Genomic DNA, 14,529 nt, shown 5'->3' on the forward strand with positions numbered 1-14,529 from the left:
GGCGATATTCAAGAAGAATTTTGACACAGTGCAAAATATTATTTGCGCCGCAGCATAAACGCCCCGTCAGTTGGTCTGAAATGCCGTGGCATTCGTCAAATCCTTGACGAAATTCGCGCGGTTTACGTTGGCGTCTTCCTCGTCGCGAATGCGCAGAAGGTAAGACGGGTGAATGGTCACCAGAACGGGCGGATGGTTTGCCGGCTGAAGAACACGGCCGCGCTCGGCGGTGACCTTCACTTTGGGACCAAGCAGCGAATAAAGTGCTGTAGCGCCCAGCGCGACAACCAGTTTCGGCTGCAGGATCTCAAGCTCGGCGCCGAGCCACCATGCGCAACGCTGGATTTCTCCGGCATTCGGCTTGGAATGCATGCGCCGCTTGCCGCGCGGCTCGAATTTGAAGTGCTTGACGGCATTGGTGACGTAGCAGCGGGACCGGTCGACGCCCGCCTCTTCGAGACACTGATCAAGCAGACGTCCGGCGGGACCGACGAAAGGTTTGCCCGCCAGGTCTTCCCTGTCGCCCGGCTGTTCGCCGACCAGCACAATGTCGGCCGTACGCGGGCCTTCGCCGAAAACGAGCTGCGTGGCGTTCTTGTAGAGGTCGCAGCGCGTGCAGGTTTCGGCCTGAAGTTTCAGGTCATCGAGGCCTTTGGCGTCTGCCGTTTCCAGTTCGAAAGCCGGGCCAAATTTGGGCGCGATGTTCATAAGCGCTTCCTTCTCCAGTCTTCTGCCTCAACCGATCGGCAAGGCGTTTGTTCCGGCGCGGGGAACAAGCGCAGCATTCATGGATTTGAAGGAGTGTTCGAGACGTCCAAGCCAGTCAGGGGATATGCATGAATCAGGTTTCGAAAGTCGACTCTATTGCAGGAATTCGAAAGAGCTGGGGTGCCGAGATTGGCGCGGATGGTGTCCGTTTTCGGATCTGGGCGCCGCGGCAAAAGGAGATGAGGCTTCGCTGCCCCGGCAAGGATCGGTCGATGAACCGCTCTGACGGCGGCTGGTTCGAGCTGACCGTTGCGGAAGCGAGGGGTGGCGACGCCTACGCCTTCGTCCTTTCGGATGGCAAGGCGGTGCCCGATCCTGCCTCTCGGGCGCAGGCCGGCGATGTGCACGGCCCGTCGCTGATCGTTGATCCTTCCTACCGCTGGATGAATACCGGCTGGAAGGGCAGGCCCTGGGAAGAGGCGGTGATCAGCGAAATCCATATCGGCACTTTCACCAGAGAGGGCACCTTCAAGGCGGCCGCCGAAAAGCTCGGTCACCTGGCTGGGATGGGTTTCACGGTAATCGAGGTGATGCCCGTCGCGCAATTTTCCGGAAAGCGCGGATGGGGTTATGACGGTGTGCTGCATTATGCGACGCATTCGGCTTACGGTACGCCGGCCGATTTCAAGGCATTCATCGACGCCGCGCATGGCCACGGTCTGGTGGTGCTGCTCGACGTCGTCTACAATCATTTCGGTCCGGATGGAAACTACCTGCACGGCTATGCGCCGGAATTTTTCCACGCCGGTCGCAATACGCCGTGGGGTGCCGCGATCGATTTCGGGCAGGAGCCGGTGCGGCGTTACTTCATCGAAAATGCGCTTTATTGGATCGGCGAGTTCCAGCTCGACGGCCTGCGGCTCGACGCCGTGGAGCAGATTTACGATACCTCGAAGCGCCACATCCTCGCGCAGCTGTCGACGGAAGTACGCGACGCCTTTGTCGATCGCGAAGTGCATCTCGTCGTCGAGGATCAACGCAATCTCGTAAGCCTGCTGGAGCGCGACGACGGCGGGAGAGTAAAGACCTTTACCGCGGAGTGGAACGACGACTTCCACCATGTCGCTCATATCATCGCAACCGGCGAAACAGCCGGCCACTATAAGCCCTTCGCATCCGACCTTTGGGAAAAGACGAAGCTTTCGATGCAGCACGGCTTCGTCTATCCGGACCGCGGCGATCCGCCTGAGCTGCCGAAGGATGAACGGGTCTATTTGCCACCCGTGGCCTTTATCAATTTTCTCCAGAATCACGATCAGGTGGGTAATCGCGCTTTCGGCGAGCGCTTGATCAGCCTTGCGCATCCCGGCATGACAGAGATGCTGACGGCGGTTCTGTTTCTATCGCCGCAGATCCCCTTCCTCTTTATGGGCGAGGATTATGGCGAGACGCAGCCGTTCCACTTCTTCTGCGACTACACCGGCGAACTCGGCGAGATCGTCCGCAGAGGGCGGATGGCAGAGGCGGAAGGCTTTGGCGGTTTGAAGGAAGGCAAGACAGCCGGCGATCTGCCGGATCCAAATGCGATCTCTACGTTCGAGCATTCGAAGCTTCGATGGGAGCGTTCCGACAGCGATGAAGGTAGACGACGGAAGGCCTATGTACGAGAGCTTATCGGTCTGCGGCACAAGTATGTCGTGCCATTGCTGAAGAGACCCGGCCGGATCACAAGCGCGGCGTTGGAAAGCGTCGATGGCGTGCTGGCTGTCAACTGGACCTTCGGCGGCAGCAAGCTGGAACTTCGAGCCAATCTGAGCGACCGTCGTCTTCCGGTACCCCCTTTCGAAGGTGCAGTCATCTTCGATCTGCTGCCTCGCAGCGAGCCGGGGGACGGCAAGCTTGCCGCCCATTCGGTGGTAGTTGCGCTCGATCCCAAGCTGGCAAAATAGCAGCACGAAAATTTCGCGCTTCTGTTGAGCGGCGGCGAATTGAACGCCGCCGTTTTGCAGCTATATCTTCTTCCAATGTTTTATCTCATATCGACCTACTGGGCGCATATCCTTTTCGTCATTTCGCTCGCGATGGGAGCCGCCGCGGCGATCCATGCCGCCATGACGAAGGAGGAGGTACGCGCTGCAATCGGCTGGGTCGGCGTCATCATCCTCTCGCCGATTGTCGGCGCGGTACTTTATGCGATCGCCGGCATCAATCGCATCCGCCGGAAATCCCTGAGCCTCCGTCGCGATGCCCTGCTGCCGGCAGCCGACCTTGACGAACTCGAGAGTTTCGATGCGGAGCCGGAGAGGATCATCAGCGCTTATGGACGGCGCTTTGCAGCATTGCAGACGCTTGGCGATCGCGTTGCCCGCTATCCGCTCACCACCGGCAATACGATCGACATGCTGGAAACGGGCGACGATGCCTATACGGCGATGAAGGCTGCGATCGACGGGGCCGGGCGGAGTGTTCTGCTTGAAACCTATATTTTCGATCGCGACAAGATCGGCCTCCAGATTGCCGATGCGCTGATTGCGGCGGCAAAACGTGGCATCGAGGTGCGCGTGCTGATCGACGCCGTCGGCGCGCGCTATTCCGTGCCCAGCATTCTCGGCTATCTCGCTGATGGCGGGGTGATGGTTTCGGTCTTCAACGGCAATGTCATCATGGGCCTGCGGCTGCCTTATGCAAATCTCCGCACTCACCGAAAAATTCTGATTGCCGACGGGCGTCTGGCGTTGACGGGCGGTATGAATATCCGACAGGGCTTCAGCTACGCGATGACGGGCGATGATTTTGCACGCGATACGCATTTCTCCGTGACCGGCTCCGTGGTTGCCGATCTCTTCGATGTCGCGGCCGAGGATTGGCGCTTTACGACAGGTGAGATTCTAAGCGCGGACGCGTGGCGGGTCGAAGCGCCCGAACGCCAACCGGGCGATCCGGTCTTCATGCGCGTCGTTGCCTCCGGACCGGACCGCAGCGTCGAGACGAACCATAAGATGCTGATAGGCGCCTTTTCTGTCGCGCGGAAATCAATCCGCATCATGTCACCTTATTTCCTGCCCGATCGTGAACTGATCAGCGCGCTGACAACTGCCGCTCGGCGCGGCGTCGAGGTCGATATCGTCGTGCCGGCCGTCAACAATCTCGTTCTCGTTGACCGGGCGATGACGGCGCAGTTCGACCAGATCCTCAAGAACTACTGCCGCATATGGCGCTCGACCGGCAGCTTCAGCCACTCCAAGCTGATGACGATTGACGGGGTCTGGGCCTATGTCGGTTCGTCCAATCTTGATCCGCGCTCGCTCAGGCTGAACTTCGAGGTGGATCTCGAAGTTCTGAACGAGGGGTTTGCGGCGGAGATCGACGAGCATATCGACGAGATGCTGAAATCTGCAGCACCGGTGACCTTGGAGAGCCTCCAGGGGCGGCCCTTCCTGGTGCGGCTTGTCGAAAAGTTTCTGTGGCTGGGTTCGCCCTATCTTTGATTTTCTCGGATCGGACATGGCAAGTTTTACCTGTGGGCCTATACTGCCAAATCAGAGCCGATTTCGACCAACGGAGCGCGCGTAAACTCCGATGCTTGCCAGGAAAGACAGCCTGCCCGCCAACATTCTCGCGTCGATCCGTAACCGCAAAAAGCGGTTGGATGCCGTGCTTGCGGCTGCAAAGCCCCGGGCGGAAGGTACATTGATCGCCTCCTACAATGTCCATAAATGCGTCGGCGCCGACAGGCGTTGCGATCCCGAGCGAACAAGCCGGGTGATCCACGAGATCGGCGCCGACGTGATTGCCTTGCAGGAGGCCGACACGCGCTTCGGGGAGAGGACAGGCATCCTCGATCTGGCGCGCCTGGAGCGCGAGACGGCACTTATTCCGGTTCCGGTCTCGGGCATGTCGAAGGCGCATGGCTGGCACGGCAATGTCGTGCTCTTCAAGAAAGGCCTGGTACGCGACGTGCACCAGATCAAACTGCCGGGCCTTGAACCGCGCGGCGCGCTGGTTGCGGAACTCGAACTGGAAAATGGCGGAGAGCTTCGGATCATTGCCGCCCATTTCGGGCTTCTGCGGCACTCACGTGCGCGGCAGGCTCAGATGCTGGTCGATCTGATGGCGGATCGGAGCGAGGTGACGACGGTCCTGCTCGGCGACCTCAACGAATGGCGGCTCGGCGACCGTTCGTCGCTTAACACGCTTCAATCCGCCTTCGAGGCGCAGCCTCTTGCAGTCGCAAGCTTCCCGGCTCGCCTGCCGATCTTGGCGCTCGACCGCATCATGTCGAACCGGAAAGGTGTGCTGACGAACGTCGAGGCGCATGATACGCCACTTGCGCGCGTCGCCTCCGATCACTTGCCGATCAAGGCGGTTCTCAACCTGAAGAGGGTGGAAGAGCTGACGGCGTCCGCCTGATCCCTCATCCACCTGCTCATTTTTGATATCAGCTCCGGGGTTTCAAATTTTCCGGATCGTAGAGCGGCCTGTAGCCGACGGCGGCGACGTCGACCGGATAAGTCTCACCGAAGTATTCGATGACGAGCTTGCGGCCTTCCTGGGCATGGGACCAGGGCAGGTAGGCGAGCGCGATGTTCTTTCCGATTGTCGGGCCATAGGCGATCGACGTCGTGTAGGAGCGGCGGCCGAACTCGTCGACAAGGGTCTCGCCGGTTTCCGGATCCATGACCGGCAGCGTGCCGACCGGATAGCGGGCGACGCCTTTGCTGTCGATGTTATCGGTCATCACCAGCGTGCAGAGCATCGCCGGCTGGTGCTCGCGGGCCTTATATTCGAGATGCCTGGCCTTGCCGCGGAAATCGGCCTCCTTGACCTTCGGACGGGCGAGGCCGGCTTCGATAAGATTGTACTGCGTGATGAGGTCGGCATTCTGCAGGCGCAGGCTCTTTTCCATGCGACGGCTATTGGCGTAGGTCTCGACGCCGAAGGCCATGACGCCAGTCGCGCGCAGCGCATCCCAGACGGCAAGGCCATCCTCGTACTTCATGTGCAGCTCCCAGCCCTGCTCGCCGACATAGGAGATGCGGAAGGCCGTGACGTGCCTGCCGTCGATCTCGATCGGCTTGATCGCGGCGAAGGCGAAGTTTTCCGGATCGAGGGCCGCCGGATCGGCGACGACCTTCTTCAGCGTGGCGCGGGCGTTCGGCCCCCAGATGCCGATGGTGACGTATTTTTCGGAGACGTCGGTGACGGTAACGTTGAAGCCCTTATCCTCGGCAATCCGCTTGATGTAGTGGAAATCGCGCGGGCCTGCGTCCGCCCCGTCGATCACACGGCAGCGGTCGGCGATACGGATGACCGTCAGATCGGCGCGCACCATGCCCTCGTCGTCGAGGAAGTGCGTGTAGATGCCCTTGCCGATGTTGGCGTCGCCGCCGATCTTTGCGGCGCAGACCCACTCCATCAGCTCGACATGACCAGGCCCTTCGACGTCGAACATGTAGAAGTGGCTTAGGTTGACGATGCCGCAATCCTCGCTCATCGCCAGGTGCTCGGCATTGGAGACGCGCCAGAAGTGGCGGCCGTCCCATTCGTTTTCGCGCACCGGCACGCGATCGCCGTACTTCTCAAGCAGGTGCTCGTTGGCTCTGTAGCCATGGGCGCGCTCCCAGCCGCCAAGCTCCATGAAATAGCCGCCGAGCTCGACTTCGCGCTCGTAAAAGGGCGAGTGCTTGACGTCGCGGCTGGTGGCATAGGGCTCGCGCGTATGAACGGCCGGGAAATAGATCTTCTGGGCGGCCTCAAAACAACGGTCCTCGATGAACTGTTCCGTCAGCTGGTGCGCGTAGAAGCGTGAATAGTCGATGCTGGCGTGGTCGATCCCGGTGCGGCCGTCGGTCATCCAGTCGGCGATCAGCTTGCCATAGCCGGGACCATCCTTGACCCAGATGGCGACGCAGTACCAGAGGCCGCGCACCTTCTGGCTCTCGCCGCAGGACGGGCCGCCGGCGGCGGAAACCTGCAGCAGGCCGTTGAAGGAATGGCTTTCGTTATAGCCGAGTTCGCCGAGGATCGGGGTGAGCTCCATGGCGCGCTCGAGCGGCGCGATAATCTCATCCATTTCGAGGTCGCGCTGCGAGGGCGACAGGCGCGCCTCATGCTTTTCGAGCAGCTCGCGGGGATGGCACATGCGCGGACTGGTCTGCTCGTAGTAACCCCATTCGATCTGGCCGCCCTCGGTGGTCTTCGGGTCGCCGGTGTCGCGCATATAGGCGGAGTTGCCCTGGTCGCGCAAAAGCGGGAAGCCGATTTCTTTGCCTGTGCCTTCGAACGCGTTGTAGGGGCCGAAGAAGGTGAGCGGATGGTCGACCGGCATGACCGGCAGGTCCTCGCCGACCATCTCTGCGACCAGACGGCCCCACAGGCCGGCGCAGACGATGACGTGATCGGCCATGATCGTGCCGCGATGAGTGACGACGCCCTTGATGCGGCCGTTCTCGACGATCAGCGACTTGGCCGGCGTATTGGCGAAGGCCTTGAGCTTGCCGACCTTCTCGCCGGCATCGACCAGCTTGCCGGCAACCGTCTGCGAGCGCGGGATGACAAGGCCAGCATCGGGATCGAACAGGCCGCCCTGGACCATCTCTTCCTCGATCAGCGGGAACTTTTCCTTGATCTCGGCGGGGCTGACGTAATGGGCGCGTGTGCCGAAGGCCTTGGCCGAGCTCAGCTTTCGCTTGATCTCCTCCATCCAGGTGTCGTCGCCGGTGCGGGCGACTTCGAGGCCGCCGATGCGGGCGTAGTGTCCCATCTTCTCGTAGAAATCGATGGAGTACTGCGTCGTCCAGACCGACAGATAGTCGTGGCTGGTCGTATAACAGAAGTCGGAAGCATGTGCCGTCGAGCCGATATCGGTCGGGATGCCCGACTTGTCGATGCCGACAATATCGTCCCAGCCGCGCTCGATCAGGTGATGGGCAATCGACGCGCCGACAATGCCGCCCAACCCGATAATTACGACTTTCGCCTTGTCTGGAAATTCTGCCATCACATGCACCCTCGAATTTTGTTGCGCCGAATCTAGTACACGCGATCTTGCAGCTACAGTCGATCCACGACATTAAGATGTAGCGATCCGCCAAAAGCATCCTTCGTTCAGGTTCAGCGTCGCTGGCATCCCCCCGTTGGGGACCGATGTTATCTAGGCCTTCGCGATCGCCGCGTTAACTGTTTGTTAACCATGTCGGCGATAGACATGGTCAACGATTTCTTAACTCAGATGACCAAAGTGCTAACAGACGCTCGCTCGATCCGAATCAAGGGCCGCTCCTTCCTCGCGGTCATGCTTTCTCCGGACCTCCCTTTCGATGATTGGCTGGCGAGGCTGGATGATCTCGCAGCCCGTTCAGCCGGATTCTTTCTGGGGCGGCCCGTCGTTCTTGATGTCACGGACCTGCAGATCGACAGGTCGCAGCTGAAGGAACTTATCGCGGAACTGACGCGACGCAATGTGAGCATCATGGGTATCGAGGGCGGGCGCCCTTCAATCCTTGGGCCGGGCATGCCGCCTGCGCTTAAGGGCGGTCGTCCCGGTTCAGACTTCGAGCTGCCGAAAGCGGAACCAGTTATCGATCTGCAAAACAAGCCGGCGGCCGCCGAGATTCGTTCGGCACTACAATCCATCGTGATCCGGGAGCCTGTGCGTTCCGGTCAGTCGGTGATCTTCCCGGAAGGCGACGTCACAGTCATCGGATCGGTTGCCTCGGGTTCGGAGATCGTCGCTGGAGGGTCGGTCCATATCTATGGGGCGCTGCGGGGTCGAGTCATGGCAGGGTCGGTTGGAAATGCGTCCGCGCGTATCTTCTGCCGAAAGCTTGAGGCCGAGCTGATTGCGATCGATGGCATCTACAAGACCGCCGAAGACATGGCCTCGCACCTTCGTGGGCAAGCCGTCCAGCTCTGGCTCGAAGGCGATACGATCATGGCAGAGAAACTTATCTGAGCCGAAAGCCGGCTAGGACAAAGGAGAGCAAGATGGGGAAAGTCATCGTCGTCACTTCAGGCAAAGGCGGAGTTGGCAAGACAACCTCGACCGCCGCGCTGGGAGGGGCCTTGGCACAGAGAAACGAGAAAGTGGTCGTCGTCGATTTTGATGTCGGGCTGCGGAATCTCGACCTAGTGATGGGCGCGGAGCGAAGGGTTGTCTACGACCTGATCAACGTCATACAGGGTGACGCCAAGCTCTCGCAGGCGCTGATACGCGACAAGAGGCTGGACACGCTGTTTCTGCTGCCGGCGTCGCAAACGCGGGACAAGGACAACTTGACCCCGGAAGGTGTTGAACGGGTCATGGCTGATCTGAAGCGCCACTTCGACTGGATCATCTGCGATAGTCCGGCGGGCATCGAACGCGGCGCGACCCTTGCAATGCGCCACGCCGATGTCGCGGTCGTCGTCACCAACCCGGAAGTCTCGTCGGTACGCGATTCAGATCGCATCATCGGCCTGCTGGATGCAAAGACCGCCAAGGCCGAACGCGGCGAGCGGATGGAAAAGCACCTGCTCCTGACCCGATACGACGCCAACCGGGCGGAACGGGGCGATATGCTCAAGGTCGACGACGTCTTGGAGATCCTGTCCATCCCGCTCCTCGGCATTGTTCCCGAAAGCATGGATGTTCTGCGCGCCTCCAATATCGGCGCTCCTGTGACACTCGCCGATAGCCGCAGCGCACCTGCGATGGCTTATTTCGATGCGGCCCGCCGGCTTGCTGGTGAGGATGTGCCGATCACAATTCCGGGCGAAAAGCGAGGCATCTTCGGCAAGATCTTCGGACGGAGGGCCGCATGAACATCTTCAGTTTTTTCGGCAGAAAGCAAACCGCACCCGCGGCGCGTGAACGCCTGCAGGTGCTTCTGGCACACGAACGCTCGTCGGTGGGTACAGACCTCGTGTCGCTGCTGCGCGAGGAGATTCTGGAAGTCATCGCCAAGCACGTGCAGCTCGACGCCGATAAGGTGCAGGTGAAGATGGATCGCAACGAGCACGTCTCGATCCTGGAAATCGACGTCGAAATCCCGCTGAAAGCAGCTGCAGAGGCGGCTTGAAGCAGTCCGCTAAACCGTCTCACTGGCACTCGTAAAGACCTGAAGCCGCCCGGTGATATCAAGAGCCGGGCGGTTTTCGTAAGCAAGGATTGTGCCCAAGGCAATCGTTTCCTACTCGAACATCCCCCTCGGCGTCTCGCCCTTCAAGAAAGGTTCGATGAAGGCATGCAGCAGGTCGGACTGGTTGATGACGGCGGTGTGTGACGTCGCCGGCATGACGGCAAGACGAGAGGCAGGAAGGGGCTTGCCCATATCGCCCATGACGCCGCCGCCGAGCAACCGGAACATGGCAACCGAATGTTCTAGGGTTGCAACATCGGCGTCGCCGGAGATGAGCAGCACCGGTATCTTCAGCGACTTCACGTCCTTTTCCCATGCCATCGGCTCGTGCTCGAGGGCGATCAGTTTCCTGACCAGGGCAGGGAAGCCGTCGGGATTGGCGGCAAGCTTGCGGTAGTCGTCGGCGAACGGCATGCCGACAAACATTTCCACCGTCATTTGCGGGATGAAGGCCCTGAACGCCGGCTGCCAGCCCTCGGCATCGTAGGCAACGGAGGCTGCTGCAAGTTTGTTCACTTTTTCCGGATGGCGGACGGCGACTTGCAGCGCAGCGGCCGCACCCATGGAATATCCGAACACATCCGCCTTCTTGAGGCCGACCGCGTCCATGAAGGCCGCGACGTCGTCTGCCAGGTTTTGATAGGTAATGGGGCGGTCGATGTCGGTGGTGCGGCCGTGGCCCTGGAATTCGAGCGCGTAGACCTTGTGGGTTTCGGCGAGCTTGGGGATGATCGCGCCCATGGACGGGATGTTCATATAAGCGCCGTGCAGCACGATCAGCGGGTCACCGTCTCCGGACACTTCATAATACATCTGCATGCCGTTGACCTCGACCCGGTCGCCTGTCGGCTTGGGTTCGGCCAAGGCTGATCCTGCGATAAACAAGCCGACTGCGGCAATGAGGGCGGTGCGGAACATGGGGTGTTTCTCCTTTCGTCTCATGCGTTTTCATCAACGCCGACAATAAGACGAAAGGCCGTTGCTCAATCCGACATGGCCGGCTCAAGATTCTTCGGCGCCTACGGTGCTGCGCTGCATGCTTGCCATGTGACCTGATCCGCGGATTTTGCAATTGCGAATAAGTCGCACTTGCAAAAATAAATTCCTTTCCTTAAGACTGTAATGCAAGTCATTCGCAGCAAGGAGCGTGAGGATGTTAAAACGGGCAGGGCGCCTATTGGCCGGATTGATAGCGGCAGCAATCGTGTCGGTCGCGGCGATGGGACCGGCAGCGGCTGCGGAGAAGTTCAAGGCGGTGACAACCTTTACCGTTATTGCAGACATGGCCAAGAACGTGGCGGGTGATGCCGCCATCGTGGAATCGATCACCAAGCCGGGTGCGGAGATTCACAATTACTCCCCGACACCCGGTGACATACAAAGGGCGCAGGGCGCTCGCCTCATCCTCTGGAACGGGCTCAATCTTGAGCGCTGGTTCGAAAAGTTTTTCGTTAATCTCCATGACGTTCCGGGCGTCGTCGTTTCCGAAGGCATCGAACCGATGAGCATTGCCGAAGGGCCTTATTCCGGCAAGCCCAACCCGCACGCCTGGATGTCGCCGAAGAATGCTCTGATCTATGTCGACAACATCCGCGATGCCTTCGTGAAGCACGATCCGGCGAACGCCGCTGCCTACGAGGCCAACGCTGCCGCTTATAAAATGAAGATCGAGGCGACCATCACGCCGATCCGCGAAAAGCTTGAGCAGATTCCGGACGACAAGCGCTGGCTGGTGTCGAGCGAGGGCGCCTTTTCCTACCTCGCCCGTGACTTTGGCCTGAAGGAACTCTATCTCTGGCCTATCAATGCCGACCAGCAGGGAACACCACAACAGGTCCGCAAGGTGATCGATGCCGTTGAGGCCAACGAGATCGCTGCCGTCTTCAGCGAGAGCACGGTGTCCGACAAGCCGGCCAGGCAGGTCGCACGCGAAACCGGCGTACATTACGGTGGCGTGCTCTATGTCGATTCCCTTAGCGAGGAGGAAGGGCCCGTGCCGACCTATATCGATCTGCTCCGCGTAACCTCCGACACGGTCGAAAAGGGCCTAGTCGAAGGCCTGTCGCAATGAATGAGCCGCTTAAAAAGCTTGCCCGTCCCGCGGATGCGGGATCGGGCATTGCGGTGAGCAGTGCGACCGTCACCTATCGCAACGGCCATACTGCCCTTCGCGATGCCAGCTTCCAGATCCCGACGGGCACGATTACGGCGTTGGTCGGGGTCAACGGCTCCGGCAAATCGACACTGTTCAAGGCGATTATGGGCTTCGTGCGCCTTGCCAGGGGCGACATAAGGATACTCGGCATGCCGGTCGGTGAGGCACTGCGCAAGAACCTCGTCGCCTATGTGCCGCAAAGCGAAGAGGTGGATTGGAACTTTCCAGTCCTCGTCGAGGACGTTGTCATGATGGGCCGCTACGGCCACATGGGCATGATGCGCATCCCGAAGGCGGCCGATCACGCTGCCGTGTCATCGGCACTCGCACGCGTCAACATGAGCGAATTGCGCACGCGCCAGATCGGCGAGTTGTCGGGCGGGCAGAAGAAGCGGGTCTTCCTGGCTCGCGCGCTGGCGCAGGACGGCCGCGTCATCCTGCTCGATGAGCCCTTCACCGGCGTCGACGTCAAGACCGAAGACCAGATTACCGTTCTGCTCCGCGAGTTGCGCGACGAAGGCCGGGTCATGCTGGTCTCCACCCACAATCTCGGCTCGGTACCGGAGTTCTGCGACCGCACCGTTCTCATCAAAGGCACCGTCCTCGCCTACGGCACGACTGCCGAGACTTTCACTCCGGCAAACCTCGAGAAGACTTTTGGCGGCGTGCTGCGCCATTTCATGCTGACCGAGGCTGACGACCGCGGGTCACATCCGATTGATGTGATGACCGACGACGAACGCCCGCTTGTGATGCAAGATGGCCGGGCCGTCGGGCACGAGCCAAGGGGTAATGGGGGCCGGCGCTAATGGTCTTCCTTACCGAGCCGTTTACCTATGAATATATGCTCAATGCCATGTGGGTTTCGGCTCTGGTGGGCGGTGTCTGCGCGTTTTTATCCTGCTACCTGATGCTCAAGGGCTGGTCACTCATCGGCGACGCGCTTTCCCATTCCATCGTGCCTGGTGTTGCCGGCGCCTACATGCTGGGCTTGCCTTTCTCGATCGGCGCCTTCTTCTCCGGCGGCCTTGCCGCCGCCGCGATGCTCTTCCTCAACCAACGCACCAAGCTGAAGGAGGATGCCATTATCGGCCTGATCTTCTCCTCCTTTTTCGGGCTCGGCCTCTTCATGGTGTCCCTGTCGCCGACCTCGGTGAACATCCAGACCATCGTGCTCGGCAACATTCTCGCCATCACGCCGGAGGACACGCTCCAGCTCGCCGTTATCGGTTTCGTCTCGCTCGCTATCCTTCTCGTCAAATGGAAGGACCTGATGGTCACCTTCTTCGACGAGAGCCATGCACGTTCGATCGGCCTCAACCCCACTGCGCTCAAGATCATGTTCTTCATGCTGCTTTCGGCATCGACGGTCGCCGCCCTCCAGACGGTGGGTGCCTTTCTCGTCATCTGTATGGTGGTGACGCCGGGTGCCACTGCTTATCTGCTGACAGATCGCTTTCCCCGGCTGCTCGCAATCGCAGTGGTCATTGGCGCAGTGACCAGCTTCGTCGGTGCCTATGCGAGTTATTTCCTGGATGGCGCGACCGGCGGCATCATCGTCGTGTTGCAGACCCTCCTCTTCCTCGCCGCGTTCCTCCTTGCGCCCAAACATGGAATGCTGGCGGCGCGTCGCAGGGCGGCCGAAGCACAGGAGGCCAGTCAATGAATATCCTCGAGACGCTGTTCATGCCTTTCCAGTTCAGCTTCATGATCAATGCGCTGGTCATCTCGATGCTTGTGGCGGTGCCGACGGCGCTTCTTTCCTGTTTTCTTGTGATCAAAGGCTGGTCGCTGCTCGGCGATGCCATCTCCCATGCGGTTTTTCCCGGCGTAGTAATCGCCTACATCGTTGGCTTCCCTTTTGCGCTCGGCGCCTTCATCGCCGGCATGTTTTGCGCCGTTGCTACTGGTTTTCTGAAAGACAACAGCCGCATCAAGCAGGACACGGTGATGGGTATCGTGTTTTCCGGCATGTTCGGCCTTGGCCTCGTGCTTTACGTGAAGATCCAGTCCGAGGTGCATCTCGATCACATATTGTTCGGGGACATGCTCGGCGTTGGCTGGCGGGACATCGGCGAAACGGCGATGATCGCGACTTTGACCGCCGGTATCATCTGCATCAAGTGGAAGGATTTTCTGTTGCATGCCTTCGATCCGGCGCAGGCAAAGGCGGTCGGCCTTCGCGTTAACCTGCTGCACTACGGATTGCTTTGCCTGATCTCGCTTACCGTTGTCGGCGCGCTGAAGGCGGTCGGAATCATCCTCGCCATCGCGATGCTCATTGCACCCGGCGCCATCGCCTTCCTGCTGACGCGCAGCTTCGGCATGATGCTGGTCCTGTCGGTGGTTATCGCCATGATCGCCTCGGCTGCCGGAATCTATCTGTCGTTCTTCATCGACAGCGCACCGGCGCCAACCATCGTGTTGTTGCTTTCCATCTTGTTTGCTGCTGCCTTTGCCGCCACCGTCCGAAGGGCGGAGCGATCCGAGACGGCACAGCAATAGATCCTCGCACATTGGAACCTGTGCCGACTGTCAGGGCCTCTT

13 protein-coding genes are annotated in these 14,529 nt (G+C 60.0%); 10 read left to right on the forward strand and 3 right to left on the reverse strand.

What is annotated here, in order from left to right:
* Positions 1–66: 66 nt before the first annotated feature.
* On the reverse strand, positions 67–708 hold the full coding sequence (locus N2599_RS23940) for a UdgX family uracil-DNA binding protein (RefSeq protein WP_027512528.1): 642 nt from the start codon (positions 706–708) through the stop codon (positions 67–69).
* Between the two features lie 128 nt (positions 709–836).
* Between N2599_RS23940 and treZ the strand changes: the two genes are divergently transcribed.
* The 3 genes from treZ to N2599_RS23955 all read left to right on the forward strand — a co-directional run bounded on the left by treZ (position 837) and on the right by N2599_RS23955 (position 5,118).
* The gene (gene treZ / locus N2599_RS23945) at positions 837–2,657 is read left to right on the forward strand and encodes a malto-oligosyltrehalose trehalohydrolase (protein WP_037143191.1); all 1,821 of its coding nucleotides are present in this window, start codon (positions 837–839) and stop codon (positions 2,655–2,657) included.
* A gap of 75 nt (positions 2,658–2,732) precedes the next feature.
* Positions 2,733–4,196, forward strand: a complete 1,464-nt coding sequence (locus N2599_RS23950) for a phospholipase D-like domain-containing protein (RefSeq protein ID WP_027512530.1) — start codon at positions 2,733–2,735, stop codon at positions 4,194–4,196.
* A gap of 91 nt (positions 4,197–4,287) precedes the next feature.
* Entirely contained in the window at positions 4,288–5,118 is an 831-nt protein-coding gene (locus tag N2599_RS23955; RefSeq protein ID WP_027512531.1) for an endonuclease/exonuclease/phosphatase family protein, read from the forward strand.
* Positions 5,119–5,146: 28 nt separating this feature from the next.
* Here N2599_RS23955 and N2599_RS23960 read toward each other — a convergent pair whose 3' ends face one another.
* On the reverse strand, positions 5,147–7,708 hold the full coding sequence (locus N2599_RS23960) for an FAD-dependent oxidoreductase (protein WP_027512532.1): 2,562 nt from the start codon (positions 7,706–7,708) through the stop codon (positions 5,147–5,149).
* A gap of 231 nt (positions 7,709–7,939) precedes the next feature.
* On the opposite strand from N2599_RS23960, the gene minC reads away from it, so the two are divergent.
* Genes minC through minE form a run of 3 tightly spaced genes read left to right on the forward strand, consistent with a single transcriptional unit; the run spans position 7,940 to position 9,767 of the window.
* On the forward strand, positions 7,940–8,662 hold the full coding sequence (gene minC / locus N2599_RS23965; RefSeq protein ID WP_027512533.1) for a septum site-determining protein MinC: 723 nt from the start codon (positions 7,940–7,942) through the stop codon (positions 8,660–8,662).
* A gap of 32 nt (positions 8,663–8,694) precedes the next feature.
* Positions 8,695–9,510 carry a septum site-determining protein MinD gene (gene minD, locus N2599_RS23970; RefSeq protein WP_027512534.1) on the forward strand — a complete coding sequence of 272 codons (816 nt, stop codon included), beginning with the start codon at positions 8,695–8,697 and terminating at the stop codon, positions 9,508–9,510.
* Positions 9,507–9,767 carry a cell division topological specificity factor MinE gene (gene minE, locus N2599_RS23975; RefSeq protein ID WP_027512535.1) on the forward strand — a complete coding sequence of 87 codons (261 nt, stop codon included), beginning with the start codon at positions 9,507–9,509 and terminating at the stop codon, positions 9,765–9,767. Before minD ends, minE begins: the two co-directional genes overlap by 4 nt.
* A 111-nt stretch (positions 9,768–9,878) precedes the next feature.
* Here the strand turns inward: minE and N2599_RS23980 are convergent, their stop codons facing one another.
* A complete protein-coding gene (locus N2599_RS23980) occupies positions 9,879–10,745 on the reverse strand; it encodes an alpha/beta fold hydrolase (RefSeq protein ID WP_027512536.1) in 867 nt (288 codons plus the stop codon).
* A 235-nt stretch (positions 10,746–10,980) separates the two neighbouring features.
* Here N2599_RS23980 and N2599_RS23985 point away from each other — a divergent pair, with 235 nt between their 5' ends.
* The 4 genes from N2599_RS23985 to N2599_RS24000 are packed head-to-tail and all read left to right on the forward strand — an operon-like array spanning position 10,981 to position 14,487.
* Entirely contained in the window at positions 10,981–11,898 is a 918-nt protein-coding gene (locus N2599_RS23985; RefSeq protein ID WP_027512537.1) for a metal ABC transporter substrate-binding protein, read from the forward strand.
* The gene (locus N2599_RS23990) at positions 11,895–12,791 is read left to right on the forward strand and encodes a manganese/iron ABC transporter ATP-binding protein (RefSeq protein ID WP_027512538.1); all 897 of its coding nucleotides are present in this window, start codon (positions 11,895–11,897) and stop codon (positions 12,789–12,791) included. The genes N2599_RS23985 and N2599_RS23990 overlap by 4 nt, the downstream gene beginning before the upstream one ends.
* On the forward strand, positions 12,791–13,648 hold the full coding sequence (gene sitC, locus N2599_RS23995; RefSeq protein ID WP_027512539.1) for an iron/manganese ABC transporter permease subunit SitC: 858 nt from the start codon (positions 12,791–12,793) through the stop codon (positions 13,646–13,648). Before N2599_RS23990 ends, sitC begins: the two co-directional genes overlap by 1 nt.
* Positions 13,645–14,487 (forward strand): metal ABC transporter permease, encoded by an 843-nt coding sequence (locus N2599_RS24000; protein WP_027512540.1) that lies wholly within the window; start codon positions 13,645–13,647, stop codon positions 14,485–14,487. Before sitC ends, N2599_RS24000 begins: the two co-directional genes overlap by 4 nt.
* The last annotated feature ends 42 nt before the right edge of the window (positions 14,488–14,529 follow it).

This window comes from Rhizobium sullae (genome assembly GCF_025200715.1).
GTDB classification, from domain to species: domain Bacteria; phylum Pseudomonadota; class Alphaproteobacteria; order Rhizobiales; family Rhizobiaceae; genus Rhizobium; species Rhizobium sullae.

Bases quoted from the DNA above. Each gene is read 5' to 3' on its own strand.
- minC (WP_027512533.1), top strand. From the start codon at position 7,940: ATGACCAAAGTGCTAACAGACGCTCGCTCGATCCGAATCAAGGGCCGC.
- N2599_RS23940 (WP_027512528.1), bottom strand. From the start codon at position 708: ATGAACATCGCGCCCAAATTTGGCCCGGCTTTCGAACTGGAAACGGCA.
- N2599_RS23955 (WP_027512531.1), top strand. From the start codon at position 4,288: ATGCTTGCCAGGAAAGACAGCCTGCCCGCCAACATTCTCGCGTCGATC.
- N2599_RS24000 (WP_027512540.1), top strand. From the start codon at position 13,645: ATGAATATCCTCGAGACGCTGTTCATGCCTTTCCAGTTCAGCTTCATG.
- N2599_RS23985 (WP_027512537.1), top strand. From the start codon at position 10,981: ATGTTAAAACGGGCAGGGCGCCTATTGGCCGGATTGATAGCGGCAGCA.
- N2599_RS23950 (WP_027512530.1), top strand. From the start codon at position 2,733: ATGTTTTATCTCATATCGACCTACTGGGCGCATATCCTTTTCGTCATT.
- minD (WP_027512534.1), top strand. From the start codon at position 8,695: ATGGGGAAAGTCATCGTCGTCACTTCAGGCAAAGGCGGAGTTGGCAAG.
- N2599_RS23990 (WP_027512538.1), top strand. From the start codon at position 11,895: ATGAATGAGCCGCTTAAAAAGCTTGCCCGTCCCGCGGATGCGGGATCG.
- N2599_RS23980 (WP_027512536.1), bottom strand. From the start codon at position 10,745: ATGTTCCGCACCGCCCTCATTGCCGCAGTCGGCTTGTTTATCGCAGGA.
- treZ (WP_037143191.1), top strand. From the start codon at position 837: ATGAATCAGGTTTCGAAAGTCGACTCTATTGCAGGAATTCGAAAGAGC.
- sitC (WP_027512539.1), top strand. From the start codon at position 12,791: ATGGTCTTCCTTACCGAGCCGTTTACCTATGAATATATGCTCAATGCC.
- N2599_RS23960 (WP_027512532.1), bottom strand. From the start codon at position 7,708: ATGGCAGAATTTCCAGACAAGGCGAAAGTCGTAATTATCGGGTTGGGC.
- minE (WP_027512535.1), top strand. From the start codon at position 9,507: ATGAACATCTTCAGTTTTTTCGGCAGAAAGCAAACCGCACCCGCGGCG.